Source organism: Sphingomicrobium marinum (assembly GCF_026157105.1).
In the GTDB taxonomy this organism is placed as follows: domain Bacteria; phylum Pseudomonadota; class Alphaproteobacteria; order Sphingomonadales; family Sphingomonadaceae; genus Sphingomicrobium; species Sphingomicrobium marinum.
In genome coordinates this window covers 363,732-383,478 of record NZ_JANPVQ010000001.1, presented here as the reverse complement: position 1 = coordinate 383,478, position 19,747 = coordinate 363,732, and the positions used below count along the sequence as shown (strand labels likewise).

The 19,747-nt window shown below is 63.6% G+C and carries 24 protein-coding genes; 20 read left to right on the top strand and 4 right to left on the bottom strand.

Translation table 11 applies throughout. The features are described 5' to 3' along the window. The first annotated feature begins 13 nt into the window (after positions 1–13). From sufB to NUX07_RS01950, 8 genes are read left to right on the top strand one after another with little or no spacing between them, the layout of a single operon-like run. Positions 14–1,468, top strand: coding sequence for a Fe-S cluster assembly protein SufB (gene sufB, locus NUX07_RS01985; protein WP_265530726.1), 1,455 nt, complete (start codon positions 14–16; stop codon positions 1,466–1,468). After that, on the top strand, positions 1,465–2,127 hold the full coding sequence (locus NUX07_RS01980; RefSeq protein ID WP_265528418.1) for a hypothetical protein: 663 nt from the start codon (positions 1,465–1,467) through the stop codon (positions 2,125–2,127). The genes sufB and NUX07_RS01980 overlap by 4 nt, the downstream gene beginning before the upstream one ends. Continuing rightward, positions 2,124–2,303: a hypothetical protein gene (locus NUX07_RS01975; RefSeq protein ID WP_265528416.1), complete on the top strand. Its 180-nt coding sequence runs from the start codon at positions 2,124–2,126 to the stop codon at positions 2,301–2,303. Before NUX07_RS01980 ends, NUX07_RS01975 begins: the two co-directional genes overlap by 4 nt. Continuing rightward, positions 2,304–3,047: a Fe-S cluster assembly ATPase SufC gene (gene sufC / locus NUX07_RS01970; protein ID WP_265528414.1), complete on the top strand. Its 744-nt coding sequence runs from the start codon at positions 2,304–2,306 to the stop codon at positions 3,045–3,047. It begins immediately after the preceding gene. Beyond that, the gene (locus NUX07_RS01965; RefSeq protein WP_265528412.1) at positions 3,044–3,781 is read left to right on the top strand and encodes a SufD family Fe-S cluster assembly protein; all 738 of its coding nucleotides are present in this window, start codon (positions 3,044–3,046) and stop codon (positions 3,779–3,781) included. Before sufC ends, NUX07_RS01965 begins: the two co-directional genes overlap by 4 nt. Further along, positions 3,778–4,989, top strand: a complete 1,212-nt coding sequence (locus tag NUX07_RS01960) for an aminotransferase class V-fold PLP-dependent enzyme (RefSeq protein ID WP_265528411.1) — start codon at positions 3,778–3,780, stop codon at positions 4,987–4,989. Before NUX07_RS01965 ends, NUX07_RS01960 begins: the two co-directional genes overlap by 4 nt. After that, complete coding sequence (locus NUX07_RS01955) at positions 4,986–5,453, top strand: SUF system Fe-S cluster assembly protein (RefSeq protein ID WP_265528410.1); 468 nt, start codon at positions 4,986–4,988, stop codon at positions 5,451–5,453. The genes NUX07_RS01960 and NUX07_RS01955 overlap by 4 nt, the downstream gene beginning before the upstream one ends. Further along, entirely contained in the window at positions 5,453–5,803 is a 351-nt protein-coding gene (locus tag NUX07_RS01950) for a HesB/IscA family protein (protein WP_265528408.1), read from the top strand. Before NUX07_RS01955 ends, NUX07_RS01950 begins: the two co-directional genes overlap by 1 nt. Here the strand turns inward: NUX07_RS01950 and NUX07_RS01945 are convergent. Beyond that, a complete protein-coding gene (locus NUX07_RS01945; protein ID WP_265528406.1) occupies positions 5,800–8,061 on the bottom strand; it encodes a S8 family peptidase in 2,262 nt (753 codons plus the stop codon). The two genes, NUX07_RS01950 and NUX07_RS01945, sit on opposite strands and share 4 nt — an antisense overlap. A 100-nt stretch (positions 8,062–8,161) precedes the next feature. On the opposite strand from NUX07_RS01945, the gene NUX07_RS01940 reads away from it, so the two are divergent. Together NUX07_RS01940 and dapD are read left to right on the top strand one after the other, a co-directional pair. After that, positions 8,162–8,833: a pyrimidine 5'-nucleotidase gene (locus NUX07_RS01940; RefSeq protein ID WP_265528404.1), complete on the top strand. Its 672-nt coding sequence runs from the start codon at positions 8,162–8,164 to the stop codon at positions 8,831–8,833. After that, a complete protein-coding gene (dapD, locus tag NUX07_RS01935; RefSeq protein ID WP_265528402.1) occupies positions 8,830–9,651 on the top strand; it encodes a 2,3,4,5-tetrahydropyridine-2,6-dicarboxylate N-succinyltransferase in 822 nt (273 codons plus the stop codon). Before NUX07_RS01940 ends, dapD begins: the two co-directional genes overlap by 4 nt. Here dapD and NUX07_RS01930 read toward each other — a convergent pair. After that, positions 9,648–10,178: a TlpA family protein disulfide reductase gene (locus tag NUX07_RS01930; RefSeq protein ID WP_265528401.1), complete on the bottom strand. Its 531-nt coding sequence runs from the start codon at positions 10,176–10,178 to the stop codon at positions 9,648–9,650. The two genes, dapD and NUX07_RS01930, sit on opposite strands and share 4 nt — an antisense overlap. On the opposite strand from NUX07_RS01930, the gene NUX07_RS11435 reads away from it, so the two are divergent. Both NUX07_RS11435 and NUX07_RS01920 read left to right on the top strand, forming a co-directional pair. Next, complete coding sequence (locus NUX07_RS11435; RefSeq protein WP_322597176.1) at positions 10,177–10,554, top strand: lipoprotein; 378 nt, start codon at positions 10,177–10,179, stop codon at positions 10,552–10,554. The genes NUX07_RS01930 and NUX07_RS11435 overlap by 2 nt on opposite strands. Beyond that, positions 10,551–11,411 (top strand): UTP--glucose-1-phosphate uridylyltransferase, encoded by an 861-nt coding sequence (locus NUX07_RS01920; RefSeq protein ID WP_265528399.1) that lies wholly within the window; start codon positions 10,551–10,553, stop codon positions 11,409–11,411. The genes NUX07_RS11435 and NUX07_RS01920 overlap by 4 nt, the downstream gene beginning before the upstream one ends. Here the strand turns inward: NUX07_RS01920 and NUX07_RS01915 are convergent. Next, a complete protein-coding gene (locus NUX07_RS01915) occupies positions 11,408–12,010 on the bottom strand; it encodes an HNH endonuclease (RefSeq protein ID WP_407696138.1) in 603 nt (200 codons plus the stop codon). The genes NUX07_RS01920 and NUX07_RS01915 overlap by 4 nt on opposite strands. A 170-nt stretch (positions 12,011–12,180) precedes the next feature. Here NUX07_RS01915 and gluQRS point away from each other — a divergent pair, with 170 nt between their 5' ends. The 8 genes from gluQRS to NUX07_RS01875 all read left to right on the top strand — a co-directional run bounded on the left by gluQRS (position 12,181) and on the right by NUX07_RS01875 (position 17,946). Beyond that, entirely contained in the window at positions 12,181–13,023 is an 843-nt protein-coding gene (gene gluQRS, locus NUX07_RS01910) for a tRNA glutamyl-Q(34) synthetase GluQRS (protein ID WP_265528395.1), read from the top strand. A 5-nt stretch (positions 13,024–13,028) separates the two neighbouring features. Next, positions 13,029–13,232 carry a twin transmembrane helix small protein gene (locus NUX07_RS01905; protein ID WP_265528393.1) on the top strand — a complete coding sequence of 68 codons (204 nt, stop codon included), beginning with the start codon at positions 13,029–13,031 and terminating at the stop codon, positions 13,230–13,232. 4 nt (positions 13,233–13,236) lie between these two features. Continuing rightward, positions 13,237–13,794, top strand: coding sequence for a cob(I)yrinic acid a,c-diamide adenosyltransferase (locus tag NUX07_RS01900; RefSeq protein ID WP_265528391.1), 558 nt, complete (start codon positions 13,237–13,239; stop codon positions 13,792–13,794). Positions 13,795–13,854: 60 nt separating this feature from the next. Beyond that, on the top strand, positions 13,855–15,099 hold the full coding sequence (egtB, locus tag NUX07_RS01895; RefSeq protein WP_407696157.1) for an ergothioneine biosynthesis protein EgtB: 1,245 nt from the start codon (positions 13,855–13,857) through the stop codon (positions 15,097–15,099). Then, entirely contained in the window at positions 15,092–16,051 is a 960-nt protein-coding gene (egtD, locus tag NUX07_RS01890) for an L-histidine N(alpha)-methyltransferase (protein ID WP_265528387.1), read from the top strand. The genes egtB and egtD overlap by 8 nt, the downstream gene beginning before the upstream one ends. Before the next feature lie 67 nt (positions 16,052–16,118). Then, positions 16,119–16,424, top strand: coding sequence for a YggT family protein (locus NUX07_RS01885; protein ID WP_265528385.1), 306 nt, complete (start codon positions 16,119–16,121; stop codon positions 16,422–16,424). Beyond that, complete coding sequence (gene folD, locus NUX07_RS01880; protein WP_265528383.1) at positions 16,421–17,308, top strand: bifunctional methylenetetrahydrofolate dehydrogenase/methenyltetrahydrofolate cyclohydrolase FolD; 888 nt, start codon at positions 16,421–16,423, stop codon at positions 17,306–17,308. The genes NUX07_RS01885 and folD overlap by 4 nt, the downstream gene beginning before the upstream one ends. Further along, positions 17,305–17,946: a MarC family protein gene (locus NUX07_RS01875; RefSeq protein ID WP_265528381.1), complete on the top strand. Its 642-nt coding sequence runs from the start codon at positions 17,305–17,307 to the stop codon at positions 17,944–17,946. Before folD ends, NUX07_RS01875 begins: the two co-directional genes overlap by 4 nt. On the opposite strand, the gene NUX07_RS01870 is transcribed toward NUX07_RS01875, so the two are convergent. Further along, positions 17,894–19,672, bottom strand: coding sequence for an AcrB/AcrD/AcrF family protein (locus tag NUX07_RS01870; RefSeq protein ID WP_265528380.1), 1,779 nt, complete (start codon positions 19,670–19,672; stop codon positions 17,894–17,896). The genes NUX07_RS01875 and NUX07_RS01870 overlap by 53 nt on opposite strands. Positions 19,673–19,747: the final 75 nt, after the last annotated feature.

The following is a 19,747-nucleotide window of genomic DNA, read 5'->3' as shown; positions in this document are numbered from 1 at the left end:
CTCCCGCGAGGAAATGAATCCCGAGGCCCGCGAGGCGCTCGACAAGGAATATGAGTGGGGTTTCTCCACCGATATCGAGCAGGATTTCGCGCCCAAGGGTCTCAACGAGGACACGGTCCGCTTCATCAGCGCCAAGAAGGGTGAACCCGAGTGGATGCTCGACTGGCGCTTGAAGGCCTATCATGCCTGGCTCGAGATGGAGGAAGTCGACTGGGCCAAACTCGACATCCCTGAAATCGATTACCAGGACGCCTATTATTACGCCGAGCCCAGGAAGAAGCCGACGCTAAAGTCCTTGGATGAGCTCGACCCCGAAATTCGTCGCACCTACGAGAAACTCGGCATCCCCATCGAGGAGCAAAAGGTGCTCGCGGGCGTCGAGGGTGCGCGCAAGGTCGCGGTCGATGCGGTGTTCGACAGCGTCAGCGTTGCCACCACCTTCCGCAAGGAACTGGAAGCCGCGGGCGTGGTCTTCATGTCGATCAGCGAGGCGATCAAGGAGCATCCCGAGCTGGTGAAAAAATATATCGGCTCGGTCGTCCCGCAGCGCGATAATTATTTCGCCTGCCTCAACAGCGCGGTCTTTTCCGACGGCACCTTTGTGCACATCCCCGAAGGCGTCCGCTGCCCGATGGAACTTTCCACCTATTTTCGCATCAATGCCGAAAATACCGGCCAGTTCGAACGCACGCTGATCGTCGCCGAAAAAGGTTCTTACGTCAGTTACCTTGAAGGCTGCACCGCGCCGATGCGCGATGAAAACCAGCTTCATGCCGCCGTGGTCGAAATCTACGCGCACGAAGATGCCGAGGTGAAATACTCCACCGTCCAGAACTGGTACCCGGGCGACAAGGACGGCAAGGGCGGCATCTACAACTTCGTGACGAAGCGCGCTTTGTGCGCTGGCGATCGTTCGAAGGTGAGCTGGACGCAAGTCGAAACCGGCTCTGCAATCACATGGAAATACCCCAGCTGCATTCTCAAGGGCGATGACAGCGTCGGCGAATTCTATTCGGTCGCACTGACCAACAACCACCAGCAGGCCGATACCGGCACCAAGATGGTGCATATCGGCAAGAATACGCGCTCGACCATCATCTCGAAGGGCATCAGCGCCGGGCAGAGCGACAATACCTATCGCGGCCTCGTGCGCGTGCTGCCGAAGGCAGAAAACGTCCGCAACTTCACCCAGTGCGACAGCCTGCTGCTAGGCAGCAAATGCGGCGCCCACACCGTGCCCTATATCGAGGTGAAGAACCCGACCGCGCAGGTCGAACACGAAGCTACCACCAGCAAAATTTCAGAAGACCAGCTCTTCTACGCCCAGTCCCGCGGCCTCGACGAAGAAGCCGCCGTTGCACTGATCGTCAACGGTTTTGCCAAGGAAGTGCTGAAGGAACTCCCGATGGAGTTCGCGGTCGAGGCGCAGAAGCTGCTGGCGATTTCGCTTGAGGGGAGTGTGGGATGATGTTTTCTATCATATTCGCACTGGCTGCAACGCCAGAAATCGAAGGCGCCGACGATCGGCAGGCCTGCCTGGCTTGGCTGTCCAACCAGCCCCCTTATGCATCACAATCGATCGACGAAATCACGGTCAACGATGCCTTCTTCGACAAAGCGGGCGGGACATATTGCTCAAACGCGACAATGCCACTCTATACTTTCGGTCACGAACTGGCAGCCAAGGAAATGGCGCATCTTGAACGCAATGGCATCATTCCGGGCAAGCAGGACCGTGTCGAAGAAATCGTGATCGAACGGCTTCGCGCAGACTGGACACAAATCGCGCCGCGGCGTGCGGAGCAGCTTACGCTGTCAGACGAGGCACGCCGCGATCTGATGATCGCCTACATGCTGGATGAAGATGCCGACAAAGGCCTGACCAACGAACAAGATATAGCTGTCTTCACTTGTGTCGGAAAGGCCGTTCGATTGGCATCGGATCAACGCACAGCGATGGAAGCTGACCATGAAACATGCGGACTGCCCTCGCTCAGAGCCGGGATTATCAACGGTCTCGAGCAACGTTTCCCCGGCGCTTCAAACGAAGAAATCGCCGGTATGGTCGACGGCATGATCCGCATGGGCGTTACCTATGCCGCTATCGCCGAAGGAGAAGCCGAATGATCCGCTACGTACCCACCAATATCGCCAAGGACGTGCAGGCTTTCGTCGAGAAGAGCTGCAAGGAAACCGGCGTTCACGTTGACGAAACTTCGGGCCGCGTCGCCATCGCCACCACGTCCCAGAAGGACATCGATAAGATCGCCAAGAAATTCGAAAAGCAGGGTTTTATTCTCTAAATGCTCAAGATTGAAAATCTGACCGTCGCTGTTGGCGACAAGCCCATTCTTAAGGGGCTCGACCTCACCGTTCCTGCGGGCGAGGTCCATGCCATCATGGGCCCCAACGGCGCGGGCAAATCGACGCTGAGCTATGCGCTTGGTGGCCGCCCCGGCTACGATGTGACCGGCGGCACTGCCAACTTCAATGGCGAGGATCTGCTCGACATGGAGCCGCATGAGCGCGCTGCCGCGGGCCTGTTCCTCGGTTTCCAGTACCCGGTCGAAATCCCCGGCATCTCGATGCTGCAATTCCTGCGCGAGAGCCTCAACGCCCAGCGCCGCGAGCGCGGTGAGGAAGAATTGTCCGGCGCCGACTTCATCAAGCGCGCCCGCGCCCAGGCCGAAGCGCTCGGCCTTAGCGCCGACATGCTCAAGCGCCCCGTCAACGTGGGCTTTTCGGGCGGCGAGAAGAAGCGCGCTGAGATGGTGCAGATGGGGATCATCGATCCCAGGTTCGCGGTGCTCGACGAAACCGATAGCGGGCTCGATATCGATGCATTGAAAGCCGTCGGTGAAGGCATCAACCGCATCATGCGCGCACCCGACAAGGGCGTGCTGTTGATCACCCACTACCAGCGCCTTCTCAATTACGTACAGCCCGACAAGGTGCACATCCTGTCGGACGGCAAGATCGTCAAAACCGGCGGCCCCGACCTCGCGCTCGCGCTTGAGGAAGAAGGCTATGCGGAGGTGCTGGCGTGACGGCACTGCCGACCCCCAAAGACGAAGCATTTCGCTACGCCGATCACAAGGCACTGGCCGAGGTCTGGAACGACCTTTCGGCACCTGAAATGCTGCAAATTGCTGCGCAGCAAAAAGTGCAGCAAATCTGGCTCCCGAGGGGCGACCCGATCGACATCAAGCGCGCTGAAATTCATGTCGAAAAGGGCGCGAGTTACGAACTCTTCGCGCTCAATGCTGCACCCCGCTACGGGCGCATCGAACTTGATGTGACGCTCGGCGAGGAAGCGGAATTCACCTTCAACGCGGCCAACCTTGGCGGCGACGATTCGACGCTCGAGATCGTCACTGTCGTGCGTCATGTTGCACCGTCCGCCACCAGCGAACAGACGGTGCGCAGCGTGCTCGGCGACAAGGCCACCGGCTCCTATCTCGGGCAGGTTGCGGTGTCGCGCGAAGGCCAGCGCACCGATTCGACGCAGGACATCAAGGCGATGCTGCTGACACGCGGCGCCACCGCCAACGCCAAACCCGAACTCGAAATCTATGCTGACGACGTGGTGTGCGAACACGGCGCGACCGTGGGCGAGCTTGACCCGATGCAGCTATACTATGCCGCCGCGCGCGGCCTGCCGCCGCAGGATGCCAAGGCATTGCTGCTCGAAGGCTTTGTCGGCGGATTGTGGGATGAACTGGGCGACGACAGCGAGATCGCGACGCTCGCGCGCACCCGGCTGCGGGAGCTCACGCGATGAACGCACCCGCCACCCTCAAGAATGACGTCGTCGACGTACGCGCCCAATTCCCGGGACTGGGCGAGGGCTGGCACTACCTCGATACCGCCGCGACCGCGCAAAAGCCGCAGGCGGTGATCGACGCGATCACCAAGGCCTATGCGCACGACTACGCGACGGTCCATCGCGGCGTGTACGAACGCTCGGCCGCCATGACGCAGTCCTATGAGGCCGCACGCGATGCCGCAGCCTCGCTGATCGGCGGCAAGGCGGAGGACACCGTCTTCACCCGCGGCGCGACCGAGGCGATCAACCTCGTCGCGCAGACTTGGGGCCGCCAGCATATCGGAAAGGGTGACCGAATCCTGCTCTCGCAGCTCGAGCATCACAGCAACATCGTGCCGTGGCAGATGCTGGCCGAAGAGGTCGGCGCGCATATCGATGTCGCCCCCATCACCGGCGATGGCCGCATCGATCTCGAAGCAGTCGAAGCGATCCTTACCGAAGAGCACAAGCTCGTCAGTTTCGCCCACGTTTCCAACGTCTTCGGCTCTGTCCTCGACGCCAAGGAAGCGACCCGCCTGGCGCACAACGTCGGCGCAAAAATCCTGCTCGACGCGTGCCAGGCCGTCCCGCGCCTCCCCGTCGACGTCGAAGCCATCGGCTGCGACTTCTACGTCTACTCGGCGCACAAGCTCTATGGTCCGACCGGGATCGGTGCGCTCTGGTCCAAGCATCTGGCCGACATGCCGCCTTACCAGGGTGGCGGCTCGATGATCGACCGCGTTGCCTTTGACAAGACGACCTACGCGCCTGCCCCCACGCGCTTCGAAGCTGGCACGCCGCACATCGTCGGCGCGGTCGGGCTCCACGCCGCGATCGACTGGGTGCGGGCGCAGGATATCGCGCGGCTCGAGACGCATGAACGCGGCCTTGTCGCGTTTGCGCGCGAAGAGCTTGCGCAGGTCGAGGGCGTTAAGCTCTACGGCCCCGACGACGCGCTCGGTATCGTCAGCTTCAATGTCGGCGACGTGCATGGGCACGACGTCGCCACGATCCTCGACGACGCCAATGTCGCGGTGCGCGCGGGCCACCATTGCGCCCAGCCCTTGATGGATTATCTCGGCGTTCCCTCGACGGTGCGCGCCAGCTTCGCCGCGCATTCGGACGCGAGCGATGTCGCCGCGTTGATCGAGGGGCTCAAGAAAGTGAAACGGATTTTCGGATGAACGACGAACGCAAGATCACGGTCGAGGAAGTGGACGCGGTGGAAAAGCCGCCTCGCGCGCGCGTCGACGAAACGCCCATGCAGACGATGAAGCGCAAGCGCGACTATCTCGAAGGCTTCCTGACCAAGGCGACCGAAACGCCTGCCCCGTCGGGCGATACGGACGAGGTGAAGGAAGCCATCGTCGCCGCGCTGCAAACCATCTTCGATCCCGAAATCCCTGTCGACATCTACAATCTTGGGCTGATCTACGACGTCGAGGTTAGCGAGGATCATGATGCGGTCGTCACCATGACACTCACCACCCCGCACTGCCCCGTTGCGGAATCGATGCCCGGCGAAGTTGAAATGACCGTTCTCGCCGTCCCCGGCGTACGTGATGCCGAAGTAAAGCTGGTGTGGGATCCGCCCTGGGACCCTTCCAAGATGTCCGATGAAGCCCGCCTCGAACTGGGAATGCTCTGATGGCTGATACCAAACAACGCCCCGCCGCGATCACGCTGACGCCCGCTGCCGAGCAGCGCATCGCCGACCTGATGGCCAAAGCGCCCGATGACGCGATCGGCGTCAAATTGTCGACTCCGCGGCGCGGTTGTTCGGGGCTCGCTTACTCGGTCGACTATGTCACCGAAGAAGCCAAGTTCGACGAAAAGATCGAGACTCCCGGCGGCACGTTCTACGTCGACGGTGCGAGCGTGCTCTATCTCGTTGGGTCGATCATGGACTGGAAAGAGGACGATTTCGCCGCCGGCTTTGTCTTCGATAATCCCAACGCCACCGGCGCCTGCGGTTGCGGCGAGAGTTTTACCGTCTAAAGCCCCAGCGTAAACCGGATCGCGGCTCCGATATCATCGCCGGCATCGGCGACATGGCCGGGGTCACGCCGATAGTAGAGATTGGCATCAACCGTCCCGCCCCAAAGTCCGGTGCCGTAGGCGAGTTCGCCCGTCAGCTCGCGCCCCGTCGGGGTAAAGGGCACCAGCACATCGCTGACGATTGCGGTCTCGGAGGCATAGTCATAGCCGGTCGGAAGCGCGAGATTGAGCCCGCCCGACCGCACGCGGAGCGGCTGGCTGACCCGCACCGCAAGCTGGTCGCCCGGCGCAAACACGCCGCGCCGCGACACGTCTATCCGGTAGGCGTCGAGGCCTACGGTGCTGCCACCAAGCTGGCTCCAACCGCGCTGCGCTTTCGCGCCGAGCGAAAAGCCCGCAACGTCTTCGCGCCACTCGAGCGAGAAAAGGTGCGTCGTCGCGCCGACACCGCCGAACGGCCCGTCGAGCCGCCCGCCGAGCCAGCTTTCCTGCTCCTCGATCAGCCCGTAGCCCAGCCGCGCCGAACCGCCTTTGCCGTAGCGCCAGTCGATCGCGAGATCGCTATGCCGATACGGCGCGGCGAGGATACCGGTATGATCGCGGTCGCGATATTCGCCGCTTTCCACCGCCAGTCCGATGCCGATGGCCCCGAATTGCTGGCGAAAGGCGAGCGCGCCGTCGCGGCGGACGCTGGCGATGGCTTCATCGCGTGCAACCAGGAAGGCCGGACCGCCCACTCCTTCGAGCTTGCGCTGCATTGCCGCAGCACCTTCGCCGAAGCCAAAGGCAATGGCCTTGTCATCGCCAAGCCGCGCGACCGCGCTACCCGCGACAAAGCGAGCCTGGCGATAATGGTCCTGGCCCATGCCCAGCCGTTCCTGGCCCTCGAGCGCCGCCAACCCTGCCATGGCCTCGCGCGGCACAACGCTGGTGGAAACCTCGAGCCCGCCTACTGCCAAGCTGCGCGTTTGCGTCGGTCGGGCCAACGTTTCGCCCAGCGGCGCGCGCTGGCGCGCCGCGCCGAGCGTCGCGCCAAGGTCGAGCGTATAGGCGCGGTCGAACCGATCGAGCGCGATCGCCTCAACCGACATCGTGCGCATCGCATCGCCCGCAGCCGACGGAAGCCGTCCATTGTTGGTCAAGGACAGTGGCTCGCGGGTGCCGGCGAGCACCACGCTGCCCGAAGGCTGGAAGGCTGCCCCGATATTAACGCGGCCCTGCCCGTGGATGCGGTCGGTGCCCGCAGTGCCAAGATCATCGGCGCTTTCGAACAGGATTTGCGTGATTTCCTGCGGGGTCAGGTTGGGAAATGCCTCGGCCAGCAGCGCTATCGCGCCCGATATCACGGGCGTTGCAAAACTGGTGCCCGACCACAGGAACTGGTCGCCGTTCTGATCGGGCGCCTGGACGCGATAGCCCAGTGCGGTCAAAAACCATTGCTCACCGTCACCGGCACGGTTTGAAAAGTCCGAAATCTGGTCGAGATCGGTGCCGCCCGCACCATTGTCCACACCGATCGAACCGGCAATGATCACCTGACCGGGAAATCTTTGTGCCGGCACCAGCGCGAAGTCATCGGCGTTGCTGCCCTGGCCCGTCCCCCCGTCATTGCCCGCCGCAATGACGAGGATCAGCCCGGCATCAACCGCGCGCTGCATCGCATTCAGCAATTGCTGGCTCGGCGCGCCGCCGCCGAGCGACAGGTTCACGACCAGCGCATCGGCGGCGATGGCCTTGTCTATGCCGTTGGCAATATTGCTTTCGAGCAGGACGCAGTCACTCGACGTCTGGCAGGTCCCCGGGCTGTCGGCCCGGAAGGCCAGGATCGTACTGTCGAATGCCACGCCGTGCGTTTCGATATCGTCCTTCGCGCCCCCGAAGATCGCCGCCACGGCCGTGCCATGGCCATCGCTGTCGCCAAGCCCTCGGGTGCCCGCCACGTCGCCGCTGGCAGGATCGATCCTGCCCGTGAAGTCGCGCAGGTCCGGATTGAGGCCCGTATCGATGATGGCAACTTTTACGCCCGCCCCGGTCGCGCCGGCCTCGTAAGCCGTTATCGCATCGGCCGCGACCGCTGCCGTGCTGGTTCGGTACTCGGTCGTGTCGAAATTGGTGGGTGGCGGCGGCGGCGGGGGCGGCGGGCTAGGCGCGGGTGGGGGCTCGCTGATCGGACGACTGGGCGATCCGCCGCCGCCGCAGGCGCTCAAGGCCAGCGACACGCCGACGGCACTAGATATCAACAGACGACGCTTGCCCAACGCACTTCCTCCCAACAGCGCCCCCGCCGATGTAACGATGCCCAAGGGGGTAGCCGGAAACAACTTACAATTTGCTGAAGGGCGCGGTAGCGCGGCGCGCATGCAAAAGCGGTTCGCGCATATAACCGACTGGATCTTCGATCTCGACAACACGCTGTACCCGGCGTCGACGGGGCTGTTTACGCAGATCGATGCGCGCATGAACGCCTATATCCGCCGCCTGCTGAACGTCGACGAGGACGAAGCCCACCGCGTTCAGAAGCATCATTTCCATACCCATGGCACCACGCTCAAGGGCCTGACGGTCGAGCACCGCATCGATCCGCACGATTTCCTAGAAGATGTGCATAACATCGATCTCGGCGTAATCGGCCCCGATGAGACCTTGGCGCGCGGTCTTGGTCGGCTTCCGGGACGCAAGTTCATCTTCACCAACGGCGATGCGCCTTATGCGCGCCGTGTGCTGGGTCGGCTCGGGATCGAGGATCATTTCCACGGGCTGCACGATATCATCGCCGCCGACCTGCGCCCCAAGCCCGACCCGCACGGCTATGCACTGATGTGCGAACGCTTCGAAATCGCGCCCGGCAAGGCAGTGCTGGTCGAGGACATGGCGAAAAACCTCAAACCCGCAAAAGCGCTGGGCATGATGACCGTATGGGTCGACAACGGCTCCGAACAGGCGCTAGCGCGCGTGGATACAGATCATATTGACGAAACCATCGCCGACGTGAGCGATTGGTTGCACGAATTATTCGGAGAGCAGGGATGAGCGACCTTCAAAGCACCATCGAAGCCGCGTGGGACAAGCGCGAAAGCGTGACCCCCGACAGCGATGCCGCGCTGCACGAGGCGGTCAAGGAAGCGATCCTCCTGCTCGACAGCGGCCAACAGCGCGTCGCCGAGAAAATCGACGGCAAGTGGCAGGTCAACCAATGGCTCAAGAAAGCCGTGCTCCTGTCCTTCAGATTGAACCCGATGGCGACGATCTCGGGCGGCCCCGGCGGCGCAGGTTGGTGGGACAAGGTCGACAGCAAATTCCTCGGCTGGGGCGATGAAGCCTTTAAGAAGGCTGGCTTTCGGGCTGTCCCCGGCTGCATCGTGCGCCGCGGCGCCTATATCGCGTCCGGTACCGTATTGATGCCCAGCTTCGTCAATCTTGGCGCTTATGTTGACGAGGGTACGATGGTGGATACTTGGGCGACCGTCGGTAGCTGCGCCCAGATCGGCAAGAATGTGCATATTTCGGGCGGCGCAGGGATTGGCGGCGTTTTGGAGCCGCTTCAGGCCGAGCCCGTGATCATCGAGGACAACGTCTTCATCGGCGCGCGCAGCGAGGTCGCTGAAGGCGTCATCGTCGAAGAAGGCGCGGTGCTGTCGATGGGCGTGTTCATCTCGGCTTCGACCAAGATCGTCAATCGCGCCACGGGCGAGATCCACTATGGCCGCGTCCCGGCCTATTCGGTCGTCGTGCCCGGTACGCTTCCCGGCAAGGAGAACGGGCCGAGCCTTGCCTGCGCGGTGATCGTCAAGACGGTCGATGAAAAGACCCGCAGCAAGACGGGCATCAACGAGCTGCTGCGCGACTAGCTGTCGAGTTCGGCGATTAGCGCGGCGGCTTCATCGCCGGACCAATCGAGATCGCCGACATAGCGCCAGACTTCCTTGCCCTGCGCATCGTAAAGCACCGTGGTCGGCATGATGGTGACGGGCAGCGCGTCGGTCATCGCCATGTCGGCATCCTGCCACGCGCCGAGCGACCCGACGCCGTGCCCTTCGAGAAAAGCGCGCACCGATGGCTGCGGACCGATGTCCTGGCTGAGCGCCAGCACCCGAACATCGCCGCGCTCCGACAACGCCAGAAGCGTCGGCAGTTCCTTGACGCACGGCGCGCACCAGCTTGCCCACAGGTTGACCAGGATCGGTTCGCCGCCCGCGATTTCGCCCAGCGTAGTTTGCTCGCCATCGGGATCGGTCACCGCGATATCGGGCATGTCCGTTCCGGCATAGTCGCGCAGCAGCGCCGTCTGCTCGGTAGCCTTGGTCGTCGTTTCGGTGGCTGGATCGGTGCCGCAGGCGCTCAACACCAGTGCCGCGAGAATCAGGAGCTTTTTCATGGCTCGCTTCGCTAAGTGGTTGGCAGGCTGCCCGCAATGCGGCATTTGGGTGGCGATGCGCAGCCTTTTGATCCTGACGACGCTTTTGCTCGCCGCTTGCGGGACCACCGGCCCCTTGAAGCCGGCCGAGGGCGCAGAGCTGCCGCCCAAGCCGGTGCTGGCCGCCGAAGTCCCGCAACCCGATGACCTGCTGACCCCGCCGCCCTATGCGAGGCCCGAGCGCGTGGACGAGCTGATCCAGCGTTCCGCGCCGCGCGCGCCAGACCCCTTCGACCTGCCGCCAGCCGAAGGCGGCGCGGCGTTGACCCCGGCGCCCGACTATAACGAGGACGCCGACGATCCGGTCGACATCACCGATCCTGCGGAGCCACGATGAAGAAGATCAAGAAAGCCATCTTTCCGGTCGCCGGGCTTGGCACGCGGCTCCTGCCCGCCACCAAGACCATGCCCAAGGAAATGCTGACCATCGTCGATCGTCCGCTAATCCAGTATGCGGTGGACGAAGCGCGCGAAGCCGGCGTCGAACAGCTCATCTTCGTGACCGGGCGCGGCAAGGCCAGCCTCGTCGACTATTTCGACATGGCCTACGAACTCGAACGCACCATGGATGACAAGGGCAAGCCGCTCGCCCCGCTGTCCGGAAGCCGCACGCGGTACGGCGAACTTGTGTCAGTGCGCCAGCAGCAACCGCTCGGGCTTGGCCATGCGGTCTGGTGCGCGCGCGCCGTGACGGGAGACGAGCCCTTCGCCGTCCTGCTCCCCGATGACCTGATGGTGGGTAAGCCCGGCGCATTGAAGCAGATGGTCGATGCTTACGAGGAACTGGGCGGTAATATCGTCTGCGCGATGGACGTCGATAAAGAAGACACCGCCAGCTACGGTGTCGTCGATCCCGGCGACACCAAAGGCAAGGCAACCGAGGTCAAAGGTATGGTCGAAAAGCCCGACCCCGCCGAGGCCCCTTCGACGCTCGCCATCGTGGGTCGCTACATCCTCCAGCCTGAACTCATGGATCTGCTGGCCAACCAGGACAGCGGCGCAGGGGGCGAAATCCAGTTGACGGACGCGATGGCCAAACTCATCGGCCAGCAGCCCTTTCACGCGCTCAAAGTCGATGCCGTCCGCCACGATTGCGGCAACAAGGCCGGGTTCGCGCTCGCCAACCTGGCGCTCGGCATGGCCGACGCCGAAATCGCGCCAACGCTCAAGGAATGGCTGGCGAAGAACGCCTAAGCTTCCAGTTCGACATCCCAATAAAGATAATCGTGCCAGCTATCGTGCAGGTGGTTGGGCGGAAACGCCCGGCCATGTTCCTGCAACTGCCAGCTTGTCGGGCGGATGGGATCGCCGCCGATGACGGGCATATGCGCTTCCTTGGGCGTCCTGCCCCCCTTCTTGAGGTTGCACGGCGCGCAGGCGGTCGCGACATTTTCCCAGCTGGTGCGTCCGCCCTGCCGGCGCGGGATGACATGGTCGAAAGTCAACTCGTTCCCGCTGCCGCAATAGACGCAGGAAAACTTGTCACGCAGGAACAGGTTGAATCGGGTGAAGGCCGGATACTCGTTCGGTTTCACATATTGGCGCAGCGCGATGACGCTCGGCAGTTGCAACGTCGCCGAGGGGCTGTGCACTTCGCGGTCATAATGGGCGACGATATCGACGCGTTCGAGAAACATCGCCTTTACCGCGGTCTGCCACGGCCACAGGCTCAGCGGATAATAGGACAAGGGCGTGTAATCGGCGTTGAGCACGAGCGCGGGGCAGTTTTCCGGGTGTCTCAAGCGGTCGGCGTGGGTCACGGCACAAAAGCTCCCTAGCGGTCGTCCATTCATTGGACCTGACCAGGACCCCTTAGCGCTTCACACCCACCATCGGGAGACCGTCGGCCAAGGCCCGTCTTTCCGTTGCGTTCACCGCCTGATGCCAGCAGTTGGTGACAGGCGTAAGACACCATGACGGGAATCCTTGCGTCAAGAGTCCCTTTTGCAACACTGTATGCGTCATGATCGTCACGCGTTTTGCGCCTTCGCCCTCGGGCCGCTTGCATCTGGGACACGCTTATTCCGCCGTCATGGCGCGGAAGGCGGGCGATAAAATGCGCCTGCGGATCGATGACCTCGACCCCGGCCGCAGCCGCGATGAGTTCATCCAGCCGATCTTCGACGATCTCAAGTGGCTCGGCGTCGCGCATGACGGCGAGGTTCTGCGCGAAAGCCAGCGGCTCGACCGCTATGACGACGCGCTCGACGAATTGGCAGCGCGCGGGCTCGTTTACCCCTGCTTTTGCACCCGGAGCGACATTGCTGCTGCGCTCACCGCCCCGCACGGCGATCCTGGCGCGCACTATCCCGGCACGTGCCGCGGCCTGCCCGATAATCCGGATCGCCGCGCGTCCACGCCGCACAGCTGGCGTCTCGATGCCGCCAGGGCGCTGTTAGAGGTTGGCGGGCTGCCGCAATGGGTCGAACGAGACGGCACCCCCTTCACCGCCAATCAGGGTGACCTTGGAGACGCTATCCTCGCGCGCAAGGACGCGCCTTCCTCCTACCATTTGGCGTGCGTGCTCGATGATGCCGATAGCGGGGTGACGTTGGTCGTGCGCGGCGCGGATTTGCGCCAATCCACGCCCATCCAGCGCCTGTTGCAAATGCTGCTCGGATTGCCCGAACCGCGCTACCTGCACCACCGTCTCGTCACCTTCGATGATGGCCGGCGCTTGGCCAAACGCGACAAGGCACCGACGCTGCAAGCCATGCGCGACGAAGGCGTGGATGGCGTAACCCTGGCCAAGAGCCTGGCGGACCAAAGTCTGCCCTTGGGATTCAGGCTGATCGAGCCTACATAGGCGTCATGACCTGGTTTCTCGCACTCCTCCTCATCGCGGCAATGGCCGCGACCGCCTATGTCCTTATCCGCGGCGTGATCGCCATGGCTTCGGGCAAGGAAATCGACCAGCAGCGCCAGCAGGACTATATGCGCAAGCGTGTCTTCTTCCAGGGCATTGCGATCGTCATCATCGCCCTGTTGCTGATCCTGGCCGGTCAGGCCGCCTGACCCCTTGGTCAAGCTCAACAAGATCTACACGCGGACCGGCGATGACGGCACGTCGGGCCTCGTCGATGGCAGCCGCGTCGCCAAATATTCGCCGCGTATGGCCGCAATCGGCGATGTCGATGAAGCCAACAGCGCTATCGGCGTCGCGTTGTCGCACATGGCGCAAGGCAACCATTTCGACGCGCTGCGCCGTATCCAGAACGAATTGTTTGACCTAGGCGCCGATCTTGCCACGCCAGGCGAGATGGAGGGCGCGCTTCGCATCCTCGAAAGTCAGGTCGAGCGGCTGGAAGGCGAGATCGACGCCATCACGGCGCAGCTTGACCCGCTCAAAAGCTTTATCCTGCCCGGAGGCGACGCAGCGGCGTCCAGCCTGTATCTGGCGCGCGCCGTCGTGCGCCGCGCCGAGCGTTCCGCTACGCAGCTCGCGGCCGAGGAGGACATCAACCCGGCCGCGCTGGCCTATATCAATCGCCTCTCCGATCACCTCTTCGTGACCGCACGCGCGCTCGCCGCGAAAGGCGGCGGCGACATCCTGTGGCAGCCGGGCGCTACGCGCTGACCAGAAACGAAAGTGGAACAAACTTGGCCTTATCCCGCTTTGGCATGGTAAGGGAGAGCCATTGTGGCGCGTGCAGATGAACAGCCAAAGCCCGATCTGAGGGCACGATACGAGGCGACGCGTAGCCTGACGCTCGACCTGGCGGCACCGCTGAGCGATGCCGATGCCACCATCCAGCCCCACGAAGACGCCAGCCCGTCCAAATGGCACATGGCGCACACCAGCTGGTTCTTCGAAACCTTCATCCTGCGCGACCATGTCGAGGGCTACACGCTTTATGATGAGCGCTGGCCCTTCCTCTTCAACAGCTATTACGAAGGCGAAGGCGAACGCCATGCCCGCCCGCGCCGCGGCCTGATCAGCCGCCCCAGCATCGACGAGATCCGGACATATCGCGAACATGTCGATGCCGCGCTGATCCGCGCCCTGCCGGACCTTTCGCATGAGGTGCGAAAGCTGGTCGAACTCGGCATCCATCACGAACAGCAGCACCAGGAGCTGTTCCTTACCGACATCCTCGCCACGCTCGACGCCAATCCACTCGATCCGGCCTATATGGACGGGCCGCCTGTCGCCGATGCCAAAGAAGCGCCCATGGGCTGGACGCGCCGCGACGGCGGACGCGTTGCGATCGGTCATGACGGCACCGGCTTCAGCTTCGACAGCGAGCGTCCCCGCCACGAGGTGCTGCTACAACCTTTCGAGCTCGCCGACCGGCTCGTCACCCAAGGCGACTGGGCCGATTTCATGCGCGATGGTGGCTATTCCACGCCCTCGCTCTGGCTGTCGGACGGCTGGACGTGGCTGAAGGAAAACAACATCGATGCCCCGCTCTACTGGCGCCGCGACCAGGACGGGTGGAGCCGCTTTGCCCTATCGGGCCGCCGCCCGATCGAAGCTGCGCTGCCCGTCACCCATGTCAGCTATTATGAAGCCGACGCCTTCGCCACCTGGGCTGGCGCGCGGCTACCGACCGAGGCGGAATGGGAGATCGTCGGCGCCGGTCACGATCCCGCCGACGGCAACCAGTTGACCAGCGCCGCCGCGGTCATGCCGATGGGATCGGACGCCCTGTTCGGCGATTGCTGGCAATGGACGTGCAGCGCCTATTCGCCTTACCCCGGTTTCATGCCTGAAGCCGGCACGATCGGCGAATATAACGGCAAGTTCATGTGTGGGCAGTTTGTCCTCAAGGGCGCGTCCTGCGCCACCCCGCGCGGCCATTCGCGCGCGACCTATCGCAACTTCTTCTACCCGGCCCAACGCTGGCAGTTCACCGGAGTGCGTCTTGCCCGAAATGTCTGACGCGGCAGATACCGTCGACCCCGCCTTTCGTGATGATGTCATCCGCGGGCTGCAGCAGGCCCAGCCGTCGATCCCGGCGCGCTGGCTGTACGATCATCGCGGGAGCGAACTGTTCGACGAGATCACACGGCTCGACGAATATTATCCCACCCGCACCGAGACCGCGATCATGCGCGACAATGCCGCGGCCATTGCTGCTGCTGCAGGTACCGGCGGTGCGCTGATCGAATTCGGCGCGGGCAGCGTCACCAAGACGCCGCTGATGATCGACGCGTTGCAGCCGGATCATTTCGTGCCGATCGATATTTCAGGCGAGTTCCTGCGCGCCAGCGCCGCGCGTCTGGCCGAAGACTATCCCGATCTTGCCGTCGATCCGATCGAGGCCGATTTCACCAAGCCGTTCGATCTGCCCGACGACATCAGGGGCCTGCACCGAGTCGGCTTCTTCCCGGGCTCCACCATCGGCAACTTCGTGCCGCGCAGCGCCGCCGACCTCCTGCGCACATTCCGCGACATCTTGCGCGATGGGTCGAGCCTGCTGATCGGCATGGACCGGGTGAAGGATCTCGATCGCCTGCGCGCCGCTTATGACGATGCAGACGGTGTCACCGCGCAGTTCAATCTCAACCTGCTTCACCGCATCAACCGTGAGCTTGGTGCCGACATTCCGGTAGACCTGTTCCGCCACGAAGCGCGCTGGAACGAGATGCTGGGGCGCATCGAGATGCACCTCGTCGCCACCACCTTCATGTCCTTTGCCATCGACGGCACCCGTTTCAGCTTCGACGAAGGCGACACGATCCACACCGAAAACAGCCACAAATACGGCAAGCGCGCGGCGCGCACGCTGCTGCTGGCGGGCGGCTGGACCCCGGTGGCCGAATGGACTGATGATGCGGACGATTTCGCCTTCATCCTTGCCGAAGCGCAGCCCAACCGCTTCGCCCCCTGATCGAGCGGCCATGCGCACCCGCAGAAGCATCGTTGCCCCCCTCGCCTGCCGTCGCTAGGAGGGGCGCATGACTGCTGCCTTTTTCGACATCCTCTTCCTGCTGCTCAATGTATTATTCTACATCATCATCGCGCAGGTTATCCTCAGCTGGCTTTTCGTCTTCGGCGTGATCAACCCGAGCTCGAGCTTCGTGCGCGGCCTCGTCGATGCGCTCGACCGGATCACCGGGCCGTTATACCGGCCGATCAGGAAGATCATGCCCGATTTTGGCGGGATCGACCTGTCGCCGATGGTGCTGATCATCCTCATCATGATCCTTCAGCGCGTCCTTGCGGGCGTGGCGATGGAACTGGGGCCGACAGTCTTCTCATGACCAAGCGGATCGACGGCAAGGCTGCCGCCCTCGACGTTCGCAGGAAAGTCGCCGAGGGCGTTGCGCTTTTCCGCGACCGCATCGGGCGCGCGCCGGGACTGGCCGTCGTGCTGGTGGGCGATGATCCCGCCAGCACCGTCTATGTCGGTTCCAAGGGCAAGGCGACGCTCGAAGCCGGCATGGAGAGCTTCACGCACCGCCTGCCCACCGAAACCACGCAGGACGAACTGCTGCAGCTAGTCGAACGGTTGAACGACGACCCCAAGGTCGACGGCATCCTCGTCCAATTGCCGCTCCCCGACCAAATCGACGAAGACGCGGTGCTCGACGCAATCGACCCGGCCAAGGACGTCGACGGCTTCCACATCCTCAATGCAGGCAAGCTCGCGGTCGGGCAGCAGGCGCTGGTGCCCTGCACCCCCTATGGCTGCCTCCACTTGCTGAAAAACGAACTCGGCGATCTCAGCGGCAAACACGCGCTTGTCATCGGCCGTTCGAACATCGTCGGCAAACCGATGGCGCAGCTACTGCTGGCCGAGAATGCTACCGTCACCATCGCGCATAGCCGCACCAGGGACCTTCCCGCCTTGGCACGCGACGCCGACATCGTGGTTGCCGCCGTGGGCCGCGCCGAAATGGTCAAGGGCGACTGGATCAAGCCGGGCGCCACCGTCATCGATGTCGGCATCAACCGCTTGCCGCCCGAAGAGGGCAAAACCAAGGGCAAGCTGGTGGGCGATGTCGCCTATGACGAAGCCGCCGACAAGGCCGGCGCGATCACTCCCGTTCCCGGCGGCGTCGGCCCCATGACCATCGCCATGCTGCTGCGCAACACCCTCATCGCGGCCCACCAGCGCGAAGGGCTAGAGGCACCTGCTCTATGACCGAACTCTTCGTCTCCGCATTCGTGACTTTCCTGGTGATCGTCGATCCGCCGGGTAACGCGCCGATCTTCGCGTCGCTCACGCGCGACGCGACCGATGGCCAGCGCCGCCGCATGGCGATCCGCGCCGCAGTGGTCGCGTGGTCGATCCTGCTCTTCTTCTCGCTGCTGGGCGAACCGCTCCTTGAAGCGCTCGGCATCAGCCTTGCTGCGTTCCGCATCGCCGGCGGCATCATGCTCTTCATGATCGCGCTCGACATGGTGTTCGAAAAGCGCACCGAGCGGCGTGAAAATCGCGCCCAGGAGATCGAGGGCACGCCCGAGGCGGAAGACGTGTCGATCTTCCCGATGGCGATCCCTTTCATCGCGGGTCCCGGCACCATCGCCGCGATGATGCTGTTCGCGGGCCGCGCCGAAGGCCCGACCGAGCTCGGCATCGTGCTTGGCGCGATGACGCTGGTCATCCTCATCACGCTGATGGCGCTGTTGGCCGCCGGCCCGCTGATGCGCTTCCTCGGTCACAAGATGGAAGCGATGATCACCCGCCTGCTAGGCGTCATCCTCGCCGCACTGGCGGCCCAGTTCGTCATCGACGGTCTGGCGACGAGTTTTCCGGCGCTCGCACCCGGTACAGCCTGAACGGCGCCCGCTCAGGCAATTCCACTGGCTCCAGCCAGCCCGGCACCTCGCGCTTTAAACTGTTGGCGAGCCGCCGCTGCTGCGCCGTGCGCCGCGAATAGCGCGCATCGTCGCAAATCAGCAAGTAATCGGCCCGCTGCTCGATCGCCGCGCGTGCCTCTTCCGGTTCGGCCTGCCAGGTGCGCATCATGACCCCGATCTCACGCCAGCCGCGATGATAAGGCCCCGACGTCGCATCGTGATGCGTCTGCACGAGGATCTTCGGCCCCAAATCGATATGCGCGAACATGACGCCAGGCTCCGCCGCGTTGAGCATCCGCAGCGAACTTGGCGCATTGCAGCTAAGGCTCGTCGGCGGTGTGGTGGCGCGCGCTTTCTCGACCGCATTCTTGGGCATATATTGCCCGATGACCTGCGGCAGAGCCCCGATCCCGACCGAGAACAGCGCCGACACACCCAGCGTGCGTACGATCACGTTCCCGGAGTTCCAGAATTTGGGCATCGCCAGCCAGATCAGCGCCGCGGCGCCCGGGATCGCGAACAACTGGGCGGCGGGAGCGGCGCGCAGTTGCCAGAACAACAATGCTGTCGAAAAGAGGGCGGGCACGCTTAGCAGCAGCGCCTTGCGCATCCGCTCCACATCGCTGCGCGCCGACGCGATCAGCAGTCCGTAGCCGATGAGCCCTGCCAGGATCACCGAGAAGGTGCGCAGCTGCAGGCTGGGGCTGTGCGTGAGAATGGAGCGCGCTTCGTTGACCCGGTCGAGCCACAGCGCCGCCACATCGGGCGGCACGCCCTCGAGGCGCGACAGGCAAGCCGGAAAGGCGAGCGCATGGAAAGCCGCCAGCACGCCGCCGGCCAGCGCTGCAAACGCAAGCCGCGTCTGCCAGCGCACCGGATTGCGCCACGCCAGCAGCAGCGCCAGCGCCCCCGCGATCAATATGTCGGCAAGCCAAACCGGCGTAAACGCGTCGCAGCGCAGGCTCTGGTTCGCCTCCGAGGCGAAGATCACGAATCCCAAGGCACCCGCACCGCCGAGCGAGACTGCATAGCCCGCCAGTCGCTCGCGCTCTTCAGGACGCGCCACCCAGCCGAGCACCACGCCGCAGCCAAGCAGCGCCAGGAACACCAGCATTTCGAGACCGATCACGAGCGAGAGCGCAGTAGCAAGCCCCGCGATCACGCCGCCGCGGCGGCGCTGGGGGTCGACCAGCCCCGCCATGACCCAGCTGACCATGGCGATCTGCCAGCCATGGTGATCGATGCGCAGCGGGAAGAACATGCCGATGGCGATGCTCGAAAACATCAGCCCGAACATGACCAGCGGCCAGGCCGCCGGTGCGATCACGCGCCGCGCCACCAGCGCCAGCGCGAATAGCGTGAGGCAAAGCGGGATGAAGGGCGCCAGCGCCGCTGCCCAGCGCTCGGCCTCGCCGCTGCCCAGGACGGGCGTCAGCAGCAGGATCAGTCCGGCGATCGGCAGGTCCACCAAACGCGACCAGTGGATGTCATACCCGCCCGGCGGTGCCAGTCGGTACTGCCGCAGGTCGTACCAAGCTTGCCCGTCAAGCCAGGCGCGCACCTGCGCCATCCTGAGATTATCGTCCGTGTCGGTCAGGAAGAAGTGCTCGACCATCCCGATGCGCTGCGCCAGCAGAAGCGCCGCGATGACGAGCCAGGCCAGCACGACGCCCTCGATCCAGCGCTCCGCAATGACCGTTTTCACTTTGTCGAACATCGTACCCCCGCTGCGCACGCTAGCCGCGCCGGGGCTTGGCGAACAAGCACAGACTTGTCGCCG